Origin of the sequence: Nocardia sp. CA-135953, assembly GCF_050955735.1 — a bacterium.
In the GTDB taxonomy this organism is placed as follows: domain Bacteria; phylum Actinomycetota; class Actinomycetes; order Mycobacteriales; family Mycobacteriaceae; genus Nocardia.
This window is the reverse complement of sequence record NZ_CP192082.1, coordinates 4,679,531-4,696,468: the sequence shown is the minus strand read 5'-3', so window position 1 is coordinate 4,696,468 and position 16,938 is coordinate 4,679,531. Positions and strand designations below refer to the sequence as shown.

Sequence of the window (16,938 nt, the reverse complement as noted above, 5' to 3'; positions counted from 1 at the left end):
ATGCCCCGCCACCAGCGCATTCTCGTCGGGTGGTCACGCCGTTGGGGTGAGCTTGCGGGTTGCTGGTGGGGTCAGGAGGGGGTGGGCGAAGTGGTAGATCTGTTCTGCGGCGTCGAATTCGGTGGTTACGGCGGCGCCGGGGGAGTCGGCCCATTCGGCGGGGACAGGCGTGCCCGGCCAGGTGTGGCCGCCGGCGAATACCGTCCATGCCGTGACCTGTGTCCCGCCGACGCCGCCGGTCATCGTGTGTCGGCCCGAGTGCTCGGTCGTGATCGTGCCGCCGTCGTGCCGGCAGCGATCGAGTGCCTGCCAGTGACGAGCGGTTTCGAGCAATCCCAGTGTGCGGCCGCGAGGTTCGCCGTTCGCTCCGTAGTGGCGCGAGTGGCCGCCGGTGATCGGTTGAATCGGGTCGGTGTCACCATTGATGAGCATCGCCGATACCGCATGGGTTGGCCGCATATCGAGCAATGCCGCCGGGAAGCCGCCTGCGACCGCGGCGAATACCGGCACTCGATCGGCGGCTTCCACTGCGAATCGGTGGGACATGAACGCGCCGTTGGATATTCCGGCGACAAGTGTCCGATCCGGTGCGGCGCCGAACCGGTCGGCGCACCAATCGATTACCGCGTGCAGAAAAGACACGTCGTCCACCCCGGCCTCGTCGGCAGCGGTGACACCGCGCCCATCGGCCCAGCAGCCACCATGACCGTCGGGATACGCGACGGCAATGCCCCATTCGTCGGCATGGGCGGCAAAACTGGTCCAGTCGTACATGATCGGCCTGGTGTACGTCCGCGCGCTGCCCGAGTGATTGCCGTGTAGCACCAGTACCAGCGGCGCATTCGGTACACGTGGCGGACGCACGGCGAAGCTGCGCGCAAGCCCGTCAATGGCCAACTCACCGGTCACCAACTCATCGCTCACCAGCCGAGGTATACCACCGCCCTCGCCTCGGCCAGGTGACGAGCTTGTGCCGCCAGGTCCAGCGGGTGCCGCGATTCGGTGTGGTCGATCGACTCACCGCGGAGTCTCCTCGGCGTTCATGGGAAGTCGCGGATCGATCGCCATATCGGTCCAGGTGCCGCGCAGCCACGTCTGCGCCGGGTCGTCGCTGATCCGCCAGGCCCGCTCCGGTCCGGGACCGGCCATGATGTTCAGGTAGTACATGTGATAGCCGGGCGCGGCGATGGACGGGCCGTGGTAGCCGTGCGGCACGAGCACCACGTCGCCGTCGCGGACCTCTTCCAGCACATCGATCGGTCGCTCGGGGGTCCCGTACACGCGGTGATAGCCGAAGCCCGGCGAATCGTCTGCGCCACAGGCGAATTCGAAGTAGTAGATCTCCTCGAGCGGCGTCTCGGTATCGGAGAACTCGTCGTGTTTGTGCGCCGGATACGACGACCAGTTCCCGCCCGGGGTGATCACCTCGCAGGCGATGATCGATTCGGCCTCGAAGGTGTCCGCGGTCGCGAAATTGTGCACCTGGCGACTGCAATTGCCCGCACCGCGCAACTCCACGGCCACCTCGGCGGCGGGCACATAGCGGAACGGCAGCTGCTGCTCGGCACGTGCGCCACCGAGCGCGAATCGCCCACCGCCGGTACTGGTCACGGTGTAGGCGCTGTCCCGTCCGACGTAGGCGAAATCGGTCGGGCCGTCGAAAACACTGTCGCGTCCGGCTAATTCGAACGATTCGGCAGCACTGGCCACGGTGCACGAACCGGACAGCGGAACCACCACGATCTCATCGGCACGGCTGTGCGTGCGATGCGATTGCCCTGGCGCGAGTTCGATGACGTGCAGGCTGGCGTGATCCCACTCGGCCGCCTCCTGGGTGAGTGCCACCGTGTACGGCGCGCGATAGGTGCGGGCGGCGGGCACGTAATGTTTGCTGTGCATCGCGATCACCGCACCAGCGATACGGCCGTATCGACCGCGCCCGCGACATCGTCATCCGGCGGATAGAGCAGCGCACGGCCCACGATGAGGCCCCGAACACCCGGCAGCGCAAGGGCTTTGGACCAGCGCGCGTAGGTTTCGTCCGGGCCGGTCTGCGGATCGCCGCCGAGCAGCAGGGTGGGCAGGGTGGTGGCATCCATGACTCGCTCCATCTCCGCGACGACGGGCAGCTTCAGCCAGGTATAGGCCGAAGTGGAGCCCAATCCCTGCGCCAGGTGCACGCTCTTGATGACCGTATCCGGTGACAGATCGTTGACCACCTTGGTCCCCGGCCCATCGGGCCGATGCGATATGAACGGCTCGAGCATCGCGGCCAAACCGAGCGCGGCGAGCTCATCAATGGCGGCGGCGCTCGCGGTCATCATCGACAGCGTGCCCGGATCGGCGAGATCGAACCGGTTGAGCATCTTCGCGCCGTTGAGTCCGGCCGCGGCGGTCGCCCGCGCGGTGTATCCGGTCATCCGGTCGTCGAGTTCGAAATCCGCGCCCGCGATGCCACCGCGGTTCATGGAGCTGAAGACGACCTTGTCCTCGAGCGCCCCGAGCAGCAGCAGATCCTCGATGATGTCCGCAGTGCCGAGCACACCGTCGACGCCGGGCCGGGCCAATGCCGTGACCAGCCGGTCCAGCAGTTCCCTGCGGCTGTTCATGGCGAAGGGATTGCCGGACGCCGCCAGCGCGCCGCGGGCCGGGTGGTCGGCGGCGATGATCATCAACCGGCCGTCGCCGCGCACCAGACCGCGACGGGTCCGCGTGGCGAAGGCTCTGGCGATGGCGCCGGGATCGGCCGCACGCAACTCGGTCAGCTCGGCGTAGGACAGCACTCCTTCGCCAGTCCTCGTCGAATCGCTGCGCGACGCCACTTTCATTTCCGGGCCTTTCCAATCAATGACAGCGCGACGAGATCGTCGATTTCGGCGCTGGTCGGCATGGCGGTGGAGCATTCGAGCCGGGCGGCCACAATTGCCCCGGCGGCATTGGCGCGGCGCAGGACGGTCTCCAGCTCCCATCCGGCCAGCAGGCCGTGACACAGGCTGCCGCCGAAGGCGTCGCCCGCGCCGAGGCCGTTGAGCACCTCGACGGTGGCCGGGGGCACCGCGACGGATTCGTGGCGGGTCTTGCCGAGCACCCCGTCCGGCCCCTGTTTGACGATGGCGAGTTCGACACCCAGATCCAACAGTGCGTCGGCGGCGCGATGCGGATCGGTCTCGTCGACGGCGACGCGGCACTCCTCGCGGTTACCGACCGCCACCGTGACCTGGGTCAGCGCCTCACGTACCTGTGTGCCGGCCTGTTTCTCGTCGGCCCAGAACATCGGCCGGTAGTCCAGATCGAGCACGGTGAGCGGCCGCCGTTCCCGGATCGACCAAGCATCGAAATGCGCTGCACGAGAGGGCTCTTGGGACAGACCGGTGACAGTCGACCAGTACACGCCCGCGCCGCGGATGATGTCGGGATCGACTTGGCCGCAGGTGATCTGCAGGTCCGGCGCGCTGGGTTCGCGGTAGAAGTACAGCGGGAAATCGTCCGGCGGGAAGATCTCGCAGAAGGTCACCGGGGTCGGCAGGCGATCGGTGGTCTGCACGAGGGCATCTGATACGCCGAGCCGGACCAGTTCGCGCCGCACGTATCGACCGAAGGGATCGGCGCCGACGCCGGACCACAGCGCGGTGCGCCGGCCGAGCCGCGCCGCCGCGACGGCGACATTGGCGGCACTGCCACCGAGGAACTTGCCGAAGGTGTCGACATCTTCCAGCCCGACTCCGGCGTGCAGTGGATAGATGTCGACGCCGACCCGACCGGTCGATACGACCTCGAATTGAGCGTTCACAGGCTGACTCCAGGGTTCGGGCCTCGGGGGACGGGCATAGCCGCGTATCCAGACTTTGCGCCCGTCATACCCGCTTGTCAAGACTTTGTCAGGACATACTGACTTACGGACATATCAACAAGAACTGCGCGATGTGACTTACAGTGGAAGAAACTGGCGCTCACCTGCGCCCGCTCGCCCCGAGGAGCCGACGATGCCCGCGCCACTGGATGTCGCGATCGACCGCTCGAGCCCGGTCCCGCTGTATTTCCAACTGGCACAAGGCATCGAGAACGCGATCCTGAAAGGTCGGCTCGCCCCGGGGGATCGCCTCGAGAACGAGCTCGATCTGGCCAAACGGCTCAATCTGTCGCGGCCGACCACACGGCAGGCAATCCAGGCGTTGGTCGACAAAGGACTGCTGATGCGCAGGCGCGGGGTGGGCACGCAGGTGGTGCAGAACCAGGTGCGTCGGCCGGTCGAATTGACCAGTCTGTACGACGATCTGCTCACGGCAGGTCAGGAACCGACCACCGAATTGCTCGACTATCAGCTCGGCGCTCCGGATCCGGATATCGCTGACGAACTCGGCGTGCCCGAGGACGCTCGCTTCGTGACCTTCTGCAGGCTGCGCCGTGCCGGGCATGAGCCGCTGGCCGTCATGACCAATTACGTGCCCGCCGAATTCGCACCCGCGCCCGACCAGCTCGAAGTGCACGGATTCTATGAATGCCTGCGGGCCAAGGGAATTCACATCGCGCTCGCGCGCCAGCGGATCGGTGCGCGCGGTGCCACCAGGGCCGAGGCGCAACTGCTGGACGAGCGCACGAACGCGCCGCTGCTAACCATGCAGCGGGTCGCCTTCGATGATTCCGGGCGTCCCATCGAAATGGGCAGGCATGTCTACCGAGCCTCGCGCCATTTCTTCGATACCACGGTGCTGAGTCGCTGACGGGTCATCGCGCGCGAGCCGAACCGATCCAGCGTCAACCCCGCCGGAATCTGCATCCCCGCGTACACGATGACCTGCAGCACAACGAATCCGGATAATGTCGCGGGACTCGCGTGGTACCGCTCGGCGGCAGCCAACCCGGATACGCCGAATGATGTCCGCTGCAATACCGCGATCATGTACGCGGCAACATCGACAGCCCGATCCGATAGGTCGGTGTCGTGTGCACCTCGCAGCGTGGTTCCCGCTATCCGCCGTTCGAATGTTCGCCGGGCGTGGACCGGCAAGCTCAGCGGTGATCTGCTACTGCTGGGGGACAGTATCGCTTTCCACGCCGACTCGGGTTTCGGAGCGGGTCGACATGTGCACGAGGATGAGTCCCACGGCCGCGAGGAGGAAGTTCTGCAGTGCCGCCGACGTGGCGTTCACTTGCTTGTTCGCCCACATCCGGAACCACTCGCCGCCGATGGTGAGGAAGCCGCCCGCGAACAGCAGTACCGCCATGGTCCAGCCGAGGCTCGACAACTTCGCTGCCACTGCGGTTCTGGCGGAATTCCGGCCGAACAGTGCCCACCAGCCGGTCACTGCCCCCGCGAGCAGCACGAAGCCGGTCAGATACTCCCAGGTCACGATAAGGATGTAGGCGATAAGGACGACCGTGCTGTTGGTGATGGCATGCCAGTCGACATTGGGGTGGTGGATCGTGGCTTGCATCGACAGCACGGCCTGCACGCCGCGCCGGTTGGTATCGGTGTCGATGCAGTTGGTGACCGCGACGATCAGGTAGTACAACGCTGTGATCGATGCCAGCACCGTCACCGCAGTATCCCTGCTCCCAGCCACATCCAGGAACCGCTTACCACTCAGACCCATATCCGCCACCTCGGTCGATCTGGCACAAGATTCGAGACCGCCGCATGCTACCCCGAACCGACAGCCCGGGCCATCATACTTCAACTCGCATGATTCGAAATGCCTTGTTTCACAAGCTGTTCAGCCCACAATCGGTCCTCGCCGATGCGAGCATTCCGCTCCCGCCGCCGCCCTGATCAAGATCAAGTGGAATCTGTGGTGGCATCCGTCGAGAAGGCCCCCACCAGTTTCACCTGATCTTGATCCGGCGCCGGCGCTACGGATTGCGCAATACCGGCACCCGTCGGGCCGCAGCGGCAGTCGATGAGCGGCCTCGAATTGTCCACCGGCGCTTCGATTATGGCGATCGGCGGTGCACCGGCAGCGACAATTCACCGACGTTGGCGCAATTCCAGCAGTACGTCGCCAACGGCGATATCGCCTATCATCGCGGGCGACGGCCTGGGCGGCGGATCCAACAGCAGCGCAAGCGAAATCACCGCTGGGGTCAAGGCGAACTACACCGCCATTACGGTCGGCGGCACGACGGTGTACGACCTGAGTAAGCCCACGTCTTGCCCCGACCGAGGCGCGCCTGACCGGAGCAGGCGCGCTCTTTGGGTCACATGCGACGTGTATGATACATATTACGTGTAAGATGCACATTCGAGGTGGTCGCGCACTTCCTGTGTGAAATACATGCGTCGTTGGTGATGCGCGGATCGGCAGAAGGGTCGGGATGGACAAGCCCACGCATTTGATCGAATTCGAGACCATGCTGCTGGGGCGGTACAGCCTCGCGTCTCGGCGTGGTGCCAGTCGCATGGACCGCAGCGCGTACACCTTGCTCAACCGACTGCACGGGGAAGGGCCGATGTCGATCGGTCAGCTCAGCGACGCACTGGGGTTGGAGGCGTCCACGCTGCGTCGACAAACCGCCGCGATGATGCGCGCGGGGCTGATCGAGCGGATTCCGGACCCCGAGGGCGGCATGGCTCGACTGTTCCGCATCACCCTCGAGGGAAGTAGCCGACTCGAATCCGACCGCACGCAGAGCGTTCGCAATCTGGACACCATCATGACCGACTGGACGCCCGACGACGTCGCCGCCTTCGCCGCCTATCTCGAACGTTTCAACACCGATATCGAGCGCTACCACGGCCGTCCGTGGCCGCGGCATTCCACCATCAGCCACTGATCACCCCTCGCGCAGGCTCCGCCGGATCCGGTACTTCTGCAGAGTTCGGGCGCGGACTGGTCGATGTACCGTTCCTGGGACCGGTGCTGGCCGATGATCTGCGCGGTCCGGCCGATGACGGTCAGCGTTGGACCGTCGCGGTTACGGACCGGGCGATCGACGCGCACGGCGCCGATCGAGCAGTGGTGATCGACGATGGGTAGCTGCTCGTCGTCGGGGTCGGTGCCGAACTCCCCGGTGCGCTGTTCACGTGGTCATCTCCCGGGTGATGGCGGCTGCGAAGGCGTCCACGTCGGCCTCGGTGGTGTCGAACGAGCACATCCAACGGACCTCGCCGGTGCGTTCGTCCCAGGTGTGGAAGCGGAACAGTTTCTGCAGCCGCTCGGTGACGTCCCGAGGCAGTACGGCGAAGACGGCGTTCGCCTGGACCGGCCGTACGATCTCGACGCCGGGCACCCGGGCGACCGCCGTGGCCAGCCGGGCCGCCATCGCATTGGCGTGCCGGGCGTTGCGCAGCCACAGGTCGCCCTCCAGCAGTGCGACGAACTGCGCCGACACGTACCGCATCTTGGAGGCCAACTGCAGCCCGGCTTTACGCAGATACGTCACGCCGCGCACCGCGTCCGGGTTCAGCACCACGATCGCCTCGCCGAGCATCAGGCCGTTCTTGGTGCCACCGAACGACAGCACATCAACCCCGGCGTCAGTGGTGAACGCACGCAACGGGATATCGAGCGCGGCGGCCGCGTTCGCCAGCCGGGCGCCGTCCACGTGCAGCAGCATGTCGCGATCGCGCGCCAGCGCGCCGATGGCCGCGATCTCGCCGGGGGTGTAAAGGGTGCCGAGCTCGGTGCTCTGGGTAATGGAGACAACCTTGGGCTGGGCGTGGTGCTGATCGCCGAACCCCCACGCGTACCGGTCCAGCAGCTCCGGCGTCAGCTTGCCATCCGGGGTGGGCACCGGGATGAGCTTGAGCCCGGCCACCTTCTCCGGTGCGCCGCACTCGTCCAGGTTGATGTGCGCGGACTCCGGGCAGAGCACCGCGCTCCATCGGTCGCACATCGCCTGCAGCCCAACCACATTGGCGCCGCTGCCGTTGAAGACCGGATAAACATCGGCGCGCTCGCCGAAATGGTCCTTGATCAGCTCGCGCAGGCGGGCGGTATGGACGTCATCGCCGTAGGCAGGCTGGTGGCCCTCGTTGGCGGCGGCCAGCGCCGCCATGATGTCCGGGTGCACGGAGGCGTTGTTGTCACTGGCGAAACCGCGTAGCGGCTCGTCCCCGTGGGCAGCGGTGTCGCTCACTGATCCTCTTCTGTCAGCAGTGGGAAGGCGCCGTTCTCGTCGTGGACCTCACGGCCGGTGAGGGGTGGGTTGAACACGCAGACCGCACGGAACTCGGTGTGGGCGCGCAGGGTGTGATGCTGGTGTGCGTCGACCAGATACATCATGCCGGGCTCGAGGCGGCACGTTTCACCGGTCTCGTCGTCGACCAGTTCGCCCCGGCCCTCGATGACATATACGGCCTCGATGTGGTCGGCGTACCACATCTCGAGCTCGGTGCCCGCGTCCACCACGGTATCGTTCAAAGAGAAGCCGACCTTCTCCTCGGCGAGCACCAGGCGACGGCTGGTCCACTTGGGGCCCTTCACTTCTCGCGCGGTGCCGATGATCTCTCTCAGTGAACGGACGATCATGGAGTACGTTCCTTTTGTTTCGTGCGTTTCCTGCGAACACTTACAGCATCGCTGCTGGCTCAGCATCGCCGACAGTGGCAGGAATGCCCCCCTTCATTAAGATCGCGCCATGCGAGACGAATGAGTACGGCTCGCGCCTGCACATTACCGACGACAGCGACACCGGCAATTTCCCTAGACAGCTCTGAGCGGGAATCCCTTTGGCGGCGGCGCGACCTGCGGTTCGCGCGCTGAGGCTGGGTGCAGGCGGCGACGCCGACAGCACCAAGCTCGTCTATCGCACGACCGCCGCCGAGGTCACCCGCTCACCTGACCGCCGAATGACGTTTGCATTACTGGGCCGGGCCGTTGTGGTGTAAGTGAAACTCTCGTCGAATGAGAATTTTATTCTCAATCATTGGTGAAGCCGTGTGCGCAGAAGTTCCAGACCTCGGTCGCGGTCAGCGGGTGCGCGGTCTCCTCGTCGGTGCCACCGGTGGACTGGGCGATGATCATGACCGTCTGCATGACCATCGCCGCGGTCCGCCGCGGATTCGCGTCCGAGCGCAGCTGATCGGCCTGCTCCATGAGTTCGGTGAACAGTGCGAGCAACGGTGCGTGCGCGACCTTGACCTGCGCCGGATGCGTGACGAGCAGCTGTGGCGCGAAATCGGTGAACAGCGGGCGTTGTGCGGCCGGATCGGGCCGGGACAACTCGAACAGCAGCTCGACGGTTACCTGTAACCGCTCCAGCGGATCGGCCTTGGCGTCGGCGGCGGCACGCAGTTGGTCGGTGGTGCGCACGAGTGCGTCTTCGAAGAGGGCGAGCAGTAGCTCGTGCTTGCCGTCGAACTGCAGATAGAAGCTCCGCAGCGACTGGCGCGAACGATCGACGACTTCCTGCACGGTGAAGTCGGTGCCGCCCTTCTCGGTCATGATGGCCTGCGCTGCGTCGAGGAAGCGCTGAACGCGCTGTTCGGCCCGCAATTTCGCGGTCCGTAGCGAACGCTCGACGGCGCGCTGTTTCCAGGCGGGCTCCTCGCTCGGGCTGGTCACCGGCGCTCCGGTCCTCGGTCATGTCGAGAGAACATGGATGGACTTTACCGGAGAACGGGGTGTGTCCGTCTGGCTGGACGCTGTGTCAGCGAACGAATGCGAGACTCTTCATTTCCGAACTGGAGGATGACATTCTCAGCTCTGGAGTGCGGCTCAGAAGCAGATACGAGCTGCGCTCGACCGGGTCATCGTGGTCGGCCGCGGCGACGCTTCGCGACGGCCCGACGGTCGGATCTTCCTCAGCATCGACTCGTGGCACGACGCGGTCTGCGCCGATGCTGCGGGCTCAGTCGGTAGTGGCCGAGTAGCCAGGTCTGGAACTCGATCAGTTGTATGCGCTTGTCCACGCCCTCCTTCCTCGGAGATGTGCATCACACACAACGCATGTATCGGTCACGTGAAATGCATAATACACGTATAGTGTGCGATACACGCTGATTCTTGTGAGTCCGAGGGAGATTTAGGTGGACAAGCCTGATTCCGCTGCCCGGCCAGGCGCCATCCTGGCGGTGCTGGCCTATACCGGCATTGTCGCGTCGCTGATGCAGACGCTCGTAGTGCCATTGCTCGGCGAGTTGCCGCAAATTGTGAATTCCTCGGCGGCCAATACATCCTGGGTCGTCACGGTCACTCTGCTCATGGGTGCGGTCGCCACCCCGGTCGCCGGACGCCTCGGCGATATGTTCGGCAAGCGCCGGATGATGATCGCCTCGACCGTGCCGCTCATCATCGGCTCGGTGGTCTGCGCCATGGCGAGTTCATTACTGCCGATGATCATCGGCCGCGGCTTGCAGGGTCTCGGCTTCGGCACCATCCCGCTGGCCGTCGCGCTACTGCGCGATGTGCTGCCGCCCGAGCGGCTCGGCTCGGCCATCGCGCTGATCAGCTCCTCGCTCGGTATCGGTAGCGCGCTCGGGCTGCCGTTGGCGGCGGCGGTCACCGAGTACAGCAACTGGCGGGTGCTGTTCTGGGCGGCGGCGGCGCTGGTCGCGGTCGCCACCGCTCTGATCACGCTGATCGTCCCGGAGGGTATTGCCGAGCGATCGTCGGGTCGTTTCGATGGACTCGGTGCGATACTGCTCGGCGCCGGTCTGGTGTCACTGCTGCTGGCCGTGTCCAAGGGCGCGACGTGGGGTTGGACGAGCGGCAGCATTCTCGGCCTGTTCGTCGCGGCCGTAGTGGTGCTGCTGGTATGGGGCTGGTGGGAGCTGCGGACCGTCGAGCCGCTGGTCGACCTGCGGGTCACTGCCCGGCCACAGGTGCTCGTCACCAATCTCGCGACGGTCGCCATCGGCGTCGGCATGTACACGTTGCAGTTGAGCGTCCCGCAGTTGATGCAGCTGCCGAGTTCACTCGGTTACGGTCTCGGCCAGTCGATGATGGCGATGGGTCTGTGGATGGCCCCGGCCGGCATCATGATGATGCTCATTTCCTTGGTCGGCGCGAAGCTGTCGGCAATGCGCGGTCCGAAGTTCACCCTTGTCGTCGGTGCCGTCGTCATGGCCATCGGCTACGGCGCCGCGGAGGTCCTGATGGGCAGCACCTGGGGCCTGCTGATCGTGAACATCATCTGCAGCTCGGGTGTCGGTTTCGCTTACGGCGCCATGCCCGCCCTGATCATGGGCGCGGTGCCGCAGTCGGAAACCGCTGCCGCCAATGGCTTCAATACCCTGATGCGCTCGATCGGCACCTCGATCTCCGCGGCCGTGGTCGGCGCGGTGCTGGCACAGCAGACCATGACGGTCGGCGGTCACAGCATCCCCACCGAAGACGGTTTCCGCGTCGCGTTCTTGATCGGCTGTGGCGTATCGGTTCTCGCGGCACTGGTTGCGATGGCCATTCCGGTCCGTCGTGCGATTGCCGCCCGTCCGGCCCAGCAGACCGAAGCGGAAGTCCTCGTCCCGGTCTGATTGCTCACCCGCGCGGCGTGGCGCGGTGGGCGCGGCGACTCGAACCTGCACCGACAGCAGGTTCGGGGCGCCGCCTGGTATGCGTCAGCGCCGGTCGTCGAGCAGGCCGAGGTCGGTGCCGAGTTCGGCGGCGGTGCGGCTAGGTTTTAGTTATGCCGGATTCGGGGATCGATTTGTTCGACGAGTTCGCGGTGGAGCTCACCGCGGACGGAACTCCGGCCACCCCTATGGTGGTGGTCCCGCTGGACGCGTTCGGCACGGAACCACCGGACCGAATCGCCCGGACCGCCGAGCGGATGAATCAGGCGCTACCGCTCGTCATCGGGGTGCTGCGTGGGCCTGCGACACCCGGCCTGACGCCACTGCTGGCGGCGGCGACACTCACCCTCACCACGGACGCCGCGGCGAACTCGTTGCCGCAGGCCGTTGTGGTGGACGATATCGATGCCGCGCTCGAGCTGCTGGGGGCGGCGGTGCGGCATTCGCCCCGCGCGGCCGTCGCGTGTGGACAGTTGCTGCGCCAGACGGCGCAGTTGCCGACCGTGCTCGCGCTGGCGGCGGAGGCGGCGGTGTACTCGATGCTCCTCGGCGGCACCGAATTCGAGCGTTGGCTGGCCGGGCGTGGCGCGCCGCGCACGGTCGCACCGCCGGAGCATGCATTGGTTCGGACACACCGCGATGACGATCGCCTGACGATCACGCTGAATCACCCGCAGCGACGCAATGCCCTCAGCATGCGGCTGCGTGAGGAACTGCTGGAGGCGGTGCGCCTGGCCGACCTCGATTCCACGCTCACCACCGTCGAAATCAACGGGGCGGGACCAGTTTTCAGCAGTGGTGGCGATCTGGACGAATTCGGGACGGCGACCGATCTGGTGGCTGCGTATCTGGTTCGGCTGGATCGGGCGCCATGGCGGATCATCGACCGCGTCCGGGACCGGGTCACGGTGCGTGCCCATGGCGCATGCATCGGTGCGGGCGCGGAGGTGGCCGCGTTCGCGGGCACGGTGATCGCCGCCCCCGATACCTACTTCGCATTCCCGGAATTGCGGATGGGCCTGGTGCCCGGGGCGGGCGGTACCGTCAGCGTGCCGCGGCGGATCGGCCGCTGGCGCGCGGCCTGGTTGATGCTGACCGAACAGCGATTGACCGCGGCGGCCGCACTGGAGTGGGGCATGGTCGACGCGGTGGAACAGACGAGGAGTTGATCGCACACGAATACCTCGGCTATGGCAGCGGTGCTGCGGGATTGGGTGCGGTCGATGTGCCCGACCGACGTCCTGTCGCGCCCGGTCGAAACACGGCCGGAGTGCGCGGCGCTCGCCTGGGCCGCGTCCGGCGCCATGGATCTGACCGGACGCCCTGATGGCGCGCCCACTGCCTCGCCGGCGGCGGCATACGGACTACTCCTCGAAACCACCGGGGCGCTGGCGCGAATCACCGCGCAGATCGGCTCCGAGGTTTGTGCCGATCCGGGGCTGCTCCTGGCCGGTCGAGCCGGATTGTTGAACCTACGACGCGGCGGTCGGCAGACCGCGGGCGGAGCCGGTCGATTGCTGCGCACCTCGGACGGTTGGTGCGCGATCACCTTGAGCCGCCAAGACGATATCGACTCGGTGCCCGCGATCCTGGGGATGGATTCGGTGGCCGGCGATCCGTGGGAAACGCTCACCACGGCCGCCCGTGCGTGGACCGCAACCGACCTCGCCGACCGAGCACAGTTACTCGGCGTTCCCGCCGCTGCGCTGCCGTCCGCGACGCCCGGTCCCGAATGTCCCTGGCAGGCAAGTCGGATTGCCGAACCGGTCGTCGGAGCACGGCTGGACGGGGCGGTGGTCGTCGATCTGTCGTCGATGTGGGCCGGCCCGCTGTGTGCCCATCTGCTCGGGCGCGCGGGCGCGCGGGTGATCAAGGTGGAGAGCACGCGACGCCCGGATGGCGCGCGCCGCGGTGATCCCCGCTTCTTCGACTGGCTCCACGGCGGGCACGAACAGATCGCCGTCGACTTCCACAGCCCTGCGGGGCGGGAAACGCTGCGCGAGTTGGTGTCCACCGCGGACGTGGTGATCGAGGCATCCCGGCCGCGGGCGATGGCCCAACTAGGGCTGGCTCCCGGGGAACGTGTGCATCGCGACGGACAGGTTTGGCTGAGTCTGACCGGATACGGACGTGCCGAGCCGATGCGCGTGGCATTCGGCGACGATGCGGCGGTGGCGGGCGGCCTGGTCGGCTGGGACGCGGGCGAGCCGGTGTTCTGCGGTGATGCCATCGCCGATCCACTCACCGGAATCTGTGCGGCACTGGCGGTATGCTGCGCCGTTCTCGGTGGCGGGGGACAGCTGATCGACCTGTCCATGCGCGCCACTGCCGCCGCCTTCGCCTCGGCTCCCGCGCTCACCCATGGGCCGCATCGCGTGCTTGCCGATGGTGCGGATTGGGTTGTCGACTGCCCGCACTACGGTCGTTCGCAACGGGTGATGCGACCGCGGGTACCGCAACTGGACGGGATGAAATGAATTGTGCCCCATGTTGATTCGTGACGCGGAGGTTTTCGGTTCGGGCCGGATGGACGTGCGCACCCAGGGCGGTGTCATTGCCGAATGCGCTACCGGTTTGGTTCGCCTGCCGGGTGAGGACGAAATCTACGCGGGCGGTGGCTGGTTGCTGCCCGGACTGCACGACCACCACATCCATCTGCGTTCACTCGCGGCGACCTACGAGTCGGTTCCACTGGGCCCGCCGCAGGTGCGCACCGCAACCGAGTTGGCGGCGCGATTGCAGGAGGCGGATCGAGAGCTGCTGCCCGGCAGGTGGATTCGGGGCACCGGATACCACGAGTCGGTAGCCGGACCCCTCGATCGCGCGGTGCTGGACCGGATGCTTCCGCACCGTCCCGTGCGCGTGCAGCATCGCACGGGTGTGTTGTGGCAGCTCAACTCGATGGCATGTGAGCTGGTCGGCCTGGACGGCAATGACACGCCGGGTGTGGAACGCGACGAGACCGGACGGCCGACCGGGCGGCTGCGCCGTCTCGACTCCTGGCTGGGGGAGCGGATCGACTCGCGGACCACGGATCTTGCCGCGGTCAGCGCTGCCGCCGCGGCGATGGGCATAACCGGATTCACCGACGCGACCCCTGGACTCGCACAGACCGATATCGACCAACTGGCCGAGACGATCGAAACCGGGCGGATCGTCCAGCGGGTGCACTGCATGGCTCCGCCCGAAGTGTCGGAGCCCAGTGGCACACGATTCACGTTGGGCCCCACCAAGATCGTGCTCGACGATTTCGATCTGCCCCCCTTCGACGAATTCGCCGACCGGCTGCGCGCGATTCATGCGGCGGGCCGGGCTGTCGCGGTGCACTGCGTTACGCGGGTGCAGTTCATCTTGACCATGGCCGCGCTGGACCTGGCCGGTGTGCGAGCGGGGGATCGGATCGAACACGGTGCGGTGATCCCCCGCGAATCGCTGGATTGGCTGCGCGGACAGCGAGTTACGGTCGTCACCCAGCCGCATTTCGTGGTCGAACGAGCCGAGCAGTACCGCGACGAGGTGCCCGCGGAGGATCGGCCCGATCTGTGGCGGCTGCGTTCACTCCTCGATGCCGGGGTCGGTGTCGCAGCCGGGTCCGACGCACCGTTCGGTGCACCCGATCCGTGGTCGGTAGTGCGTGCCGCAGTACGTCGGCCGACGGAATTCCATGCCGCGGAATCGGTTTCGGTCTCCAAAGCGCTATCACTGTTCTTCGGCGCACCCGAGCGCCCGGCGACGCCGCGCCGGATCACCCCGGGCGCGGGCGCCGACCTGACACTGCTGTCGGTACCGCCGGACGAGGCCGCCCATCACCTCGATGCCGAGATCGTCGCGGTGACCATCGTGGCGGGTGAGCTGGTGTATTCGGGTCAGTAGACGCCGCACATACCGTCGATCGAGACCCAACGCGATCCCGGACCGGCCAGAAGTAGCATGATTGCCCCAGGTCCGCGCACGGATCACCGAGTTCGCCACGCAGTGGGACGGTCTGCCGTAGTCGCTGCGTAACTGTCATAACGCTGGGTATGGCGGGTTATGACAGCTATTTGCGAAGAAGGTGAGTCTCTGATGTTGATGGATATGTTCTGGATGACCGTGAACTTCTTGCGTTCCATGCTCGGCATGTGATCACCGACCACATCCCCGGCCGGCTCCTGTCCGCAATGCGGCAAGGACCGGCCGCTTCACATCGGTCGGAGTGTCAGCACTCCATGTGATCCGAGGAGTTTGCCAGATTGGTGCTGACCGAGCCAGCCGCCCGCTTTACCGCTTCGGCCACGGCCGGGATTCGCTGGACTCGGGATTCGCTGGACTTCGGCCACAGTCGCCGCCGGCGACGATCTCACCCGCGGGGCCGTCCACCGGCGCAGCCACACATGCGAGTCGGAATCTATCGGTGTCGTAGGCAGGCTGGAGAACTCGTCGACCAGCCCGTCCGTCACGGTCGTCTCGATCGCACCGATCGGACGGATCGCGTAGTCCAGCCGACGTACTCGGCGCGGCACCTGAACTGTCCAAAGCAGAGGCGCGGCAGCTGCTCGCCTTCTTCGAGCGAGCCCGACTCATCCGGTAGGCGATGGAGATCTCCATCTCAAATAGTGCCGAGAGGCTATTGACAGGAATCGGGATGGGGGTGCTATACATTAGGGGAGGCTTACCTCTTTAGATGAGGCTAACCGCGTGAAGTGTCCCACTCGCACAATGAGGCATCCGTGTATATCTGTATCTGCAACGCCGTCTCCGAATCGGACGTACACAGCTGTGTCGCCGCAGGTGCCAGCTCGACCGCGCAGGTCAAAAAGGCGTGCGGTTGGAAGCCCGGCTGTGGGAGCTGCACTCGTCGCCTTTCGGAGGTCGTCGGCCGAGCCTGTGCGGCCCCTGCCGGGGGCGTCGAGGTGCCCGCCGCATAGTCCGACACGATAGGTCGTCCTTACCAGTTCGCCGATTGTGCGCTGTGACACCATCACACCCATGGAAGGCGATAAGGAAATCATTACGCTGCTCAATGAGCAGCTGACAGCCGAACTCACGGCCATCAACCAGTACTTCCTGCACGCCAAGATGCAGGAGAACTGGGGTTTCACGAAACTTGCCAAGCACACCCGCCACGAGTCCATCGATGAGATGAAGCATGCGGAGGTGCTCACCGATCGCATCCTCTTCCTCGAGGGGCTGCCCAACTATCAGAAGCTCAACCCGCTGCGCATCGGCCAGACCGTCCCCGAACAGTTGCGGGCCGATCTGAAGATCGAGATGGAGGCCGTGGACCGGCTGCGCGGCGGTATCGAGCTGATGCGCTCGCGCGGTGATGTCACCTCCGCGCGCATCTTCGAGTCCATTCTCGAGGATGAGGAATCGCACGTCGACTATCTGGAAACCGAACTCGACCTGATCGAGAAGCTGGGCGAGCAACTGTACCTGCAGCGTTTTACCGAGACCCCGGAAGGCGATTGACATCGTCACCGGTTCCGGTCCGTCGATCTCGGCGC

General features: G+C 65.9%; 16 protein-coding genes and 2 pseudogenes. 9 read left to right on the top strand and 9 right to left on the bottom strand.

Annotated features, from left to right (window positions below; genetic code table 11):
- Positions 1-33: 33 nt before the first annotated feature.
- The 4 genes from ACQPXH_RS21650 to iolC form a co-directional block, all read right to left on the bottom strand.
- Entirely contained in the window at positions 34-924 is an 891-nt protein-coding gene (locus ACQPXH_RS21650) for an alpha/beta hydrolase family esterase (protein ID WP_433598363.1), read from the bottom strand.
- A gap of 93 nt (positions 925-1,017) precedes the next feature.
- Positions 1,018-1,899, bottom strand: a complete 882-nt coding sequence (gene iolB / locus ACQPXH_RS21645; RefSeq protein ID WP_433598362.1) for a 5-deoxy-glucuronate isomerase — start codon at positions 1,897-1,899, stop codon at positions 1,018-1,020.
- A gap of 5 nt (positions 1,900-1,904) precedes the next feature.
- On the bottom strand, positions 1,905-2,828 hold the full coding sequence (locus ACQPXH_RS21640) for a Cgl0159 family (beta/alpha)8-fold protein (protein WP_433598361.1): 924 nt from the start codon (positions 2,826-2,828) through the stop codon (positions 1,905-1,907).
- Positions 2,825-3,790 (bottom strand): 5-dehydro-2-deoxygluconokinase, encoded by a 966-nt coding sequence (gene iolC, locus ACQPXH_RS21635; protein WP_433598360.1) that lies wholly within the window; start codon positions 3,788-3,790, stop codon positions 2,825-2,827. The genes ACQPXH_RS21640 and iolC overlap by 4 nt, the downstream gene beginning before the upstream one ends.
- Positions 3,791-3,983: 193 nt before the next feature.
- Between iolC and ACQPXH_RS21630 the strand changes: the two genes are divergently transcribed.
- On the top strand, positions 3,984-4,721 hold the full coding sequence (locus ACQPXH_RS21630; RefSeq protein ID WP_433598359.1) for a GntR family transcriptional regulator: 738 nt from the start codon (positions 3,984-3,986) through the stop codon (positions 4,719-4,721).
- A gap of 5 nt (positions 4,722-4,726) precedes the next feature.
- Here ACQPXH_RS21630 and ACQPXH_RS21625 read toward each other — a convergent pair.
- Together ACQPXH_RS21625 and ACQPXH_RS21620 are read right to left on the bottom strand one after the other, a co-directional pair.
- Positions 4,727-4,900: pseudogene (locus ACQPXH_RS21625) on the bottom strand (MFS transporter); the annotation flags it as partial.
- A 124-nt stretch (positions 4,901-5,024) separates the two neighbouring features.
- Positions 5,025-5,594, bottom strand: a complete 570-nt coding sequence (locus ACQPXH_RS21620; RefSeq protein WP_433598358.1) for a DUF2165 domain-containing protein — start codon at positions 5,592-5,594, stop codon at positions 5,025-5,027.
- Between the two features lie 718 nt (positions 5,595-6,312).
- Here ACQPXH_RS21620 and ACQPXH_RS21615 point away from each other — a divergent pair.
- Positions 6,313-6,771, top strand: a complete 459-nt coding sequence (locus ACQPXH_RS21615) for a MarR family winged helix-turn-helix transcriptional regulator (protein WP_433598357.1) — start codon at positions 6,313-6,315, stop codon at positions 6,769-6,771.
- A 41-nt stretch (positions 6,772-6,812) separates the two neighbouring features.
- Positions 6,813-6,971: pseudogene (locus ACQPXH_RS21610) on the top strand (acyl-CoA dehydrogenase family protein); the annotation flags it as partial.
- Positions 6,972-7,017: 46 nt separating this feature from the next.
- Here ACQPXH_RS21610 and ACQPXH_RS21605 read toward each other — a convergent pair.
- The 3 genes from ACQPXH_RS21605 to ACQPXH_RS21595 all read right to left on the bottom strand — a co-directional run bounded on the left by ACQPXH_RS21605 (position 7,018) and on the right by ACQPXH_RS21595 (position 9,503).
- The gene (locus tag ACQPXH_RS21605; RefSeq protein ID WP_433598356.1) at positions 7,018-8,076 is read right to left on the bottom strand and encodes a threonine aldolase family protein; all 1,059 of its coding nucleotides are present in this window, start codon (positions 8,074-8,076) and stop codon (positions 7,018-7,020) included.
- A complete protein-coding gene (locus tag ACQPXH_RS21600) occupies positions 8,073-8,468 on the bottom strand; it encodes an ectoine synthase (RefSeq protein ID WP_433598355.1) in 396 nt (131 codons plus the stop codon). Before ACQPXH_RS21600 ends, ACQPXH_RS21605 begins: the two co-directional genes overlap by 4 nt.
- A gap of 390 nt (positions 8,469-8,858) precedes the next feature.
- A complete protein-coding gene (locus ACQPXH_RS21595) occupies positions 8,859-9,503 on the bottom strand; it encodes a TetR/AcrR family transcriptional regulator (RefSeq protein WP_433598354.1) in 645 nt (214 codons plus the stop codon).
- Between the two features lie 464 nt (positions 9,504-9,967).
- On the opposite strand from ACQPXH_RS21595, the gene ACQPXH_RS21590 reads away from it, so the two are divergent.
- From ACQPXH_RS21590 to bfr, 6 genes are all read left to right on the top strand, one after another.
- Positions 9,968-11,413, top strand: coding sequence for an MFS transporter (locus tag ACQPXH_RS21590; protein WP_433598353.1), 1,446 nt, complete (start codon positions 9,968-9,970; stop codon positions 11,411-11,413).
- 152 nt (positions 11,414-11,565) lie between these two features.
- Entirely contained in the window at positions 11,566-12,621 is a 1,056-nt protein-coding gene (locus tag ACQPXH_RS21585) for an enoyl-CoA hydratase/isomerase family protein (RefSeq protein WP_433598352.1), read from the top strand.
- A gap of 21 nt (positions 12,622-12,642) precedes the next feature.
- Positions 12,643-13,929, top strand: coding sequence for a CoA transferase (locus ACQPXH_RS21580; RefSeq protein ID WP_433598351.1), 1,287 nt, complete (start codon positions 12,643-12,645; stop codon positions 13,927-13,929).
- Between the two features lie 10 nt (positions 13,930-13,939).
- Complete coding sequence (locus ACQPXH_RS21575) at positions 13,940-15,325, top strand: amidohydrolase family protein (RefSeq protein ID WP_433598350.1); 1,386 nt, start codon at positions 13,940-13,942, stop codon at positions 15,323-15,325.
- A gap of 809 nt (positions 15,326-16,134) precedes the next feature.
- The gene (locus ACQPXH_RS21570) at positions 16,135-16,359 is read left to right on the top strand and encodes a (2Fe-2S)-binding protein (protein ID WP_433598349.1); all 225 of its coding nucleotides are present in this window, start codon (positions 16,135-16,137) and stop codon (positions 16,357-16,359) included.
- A gap of 61 nt (positions 16,360-16,420) precedes the next feature.
- The gene (gene bfr / locus ACQPXH_RS21565) at positions 16,421-16,903 is read left to right on the top strand and encodes a bacterioferritin (RefSeq protein ID WP_387285530.1); all 483 of its coding nucleotides are present in this window, start codon (positions 16,421-16,423) and stop codon (positions 16,901-16,903) included.
- Positions 16,904-16,938: the final 35 nt, after the last annotated feature.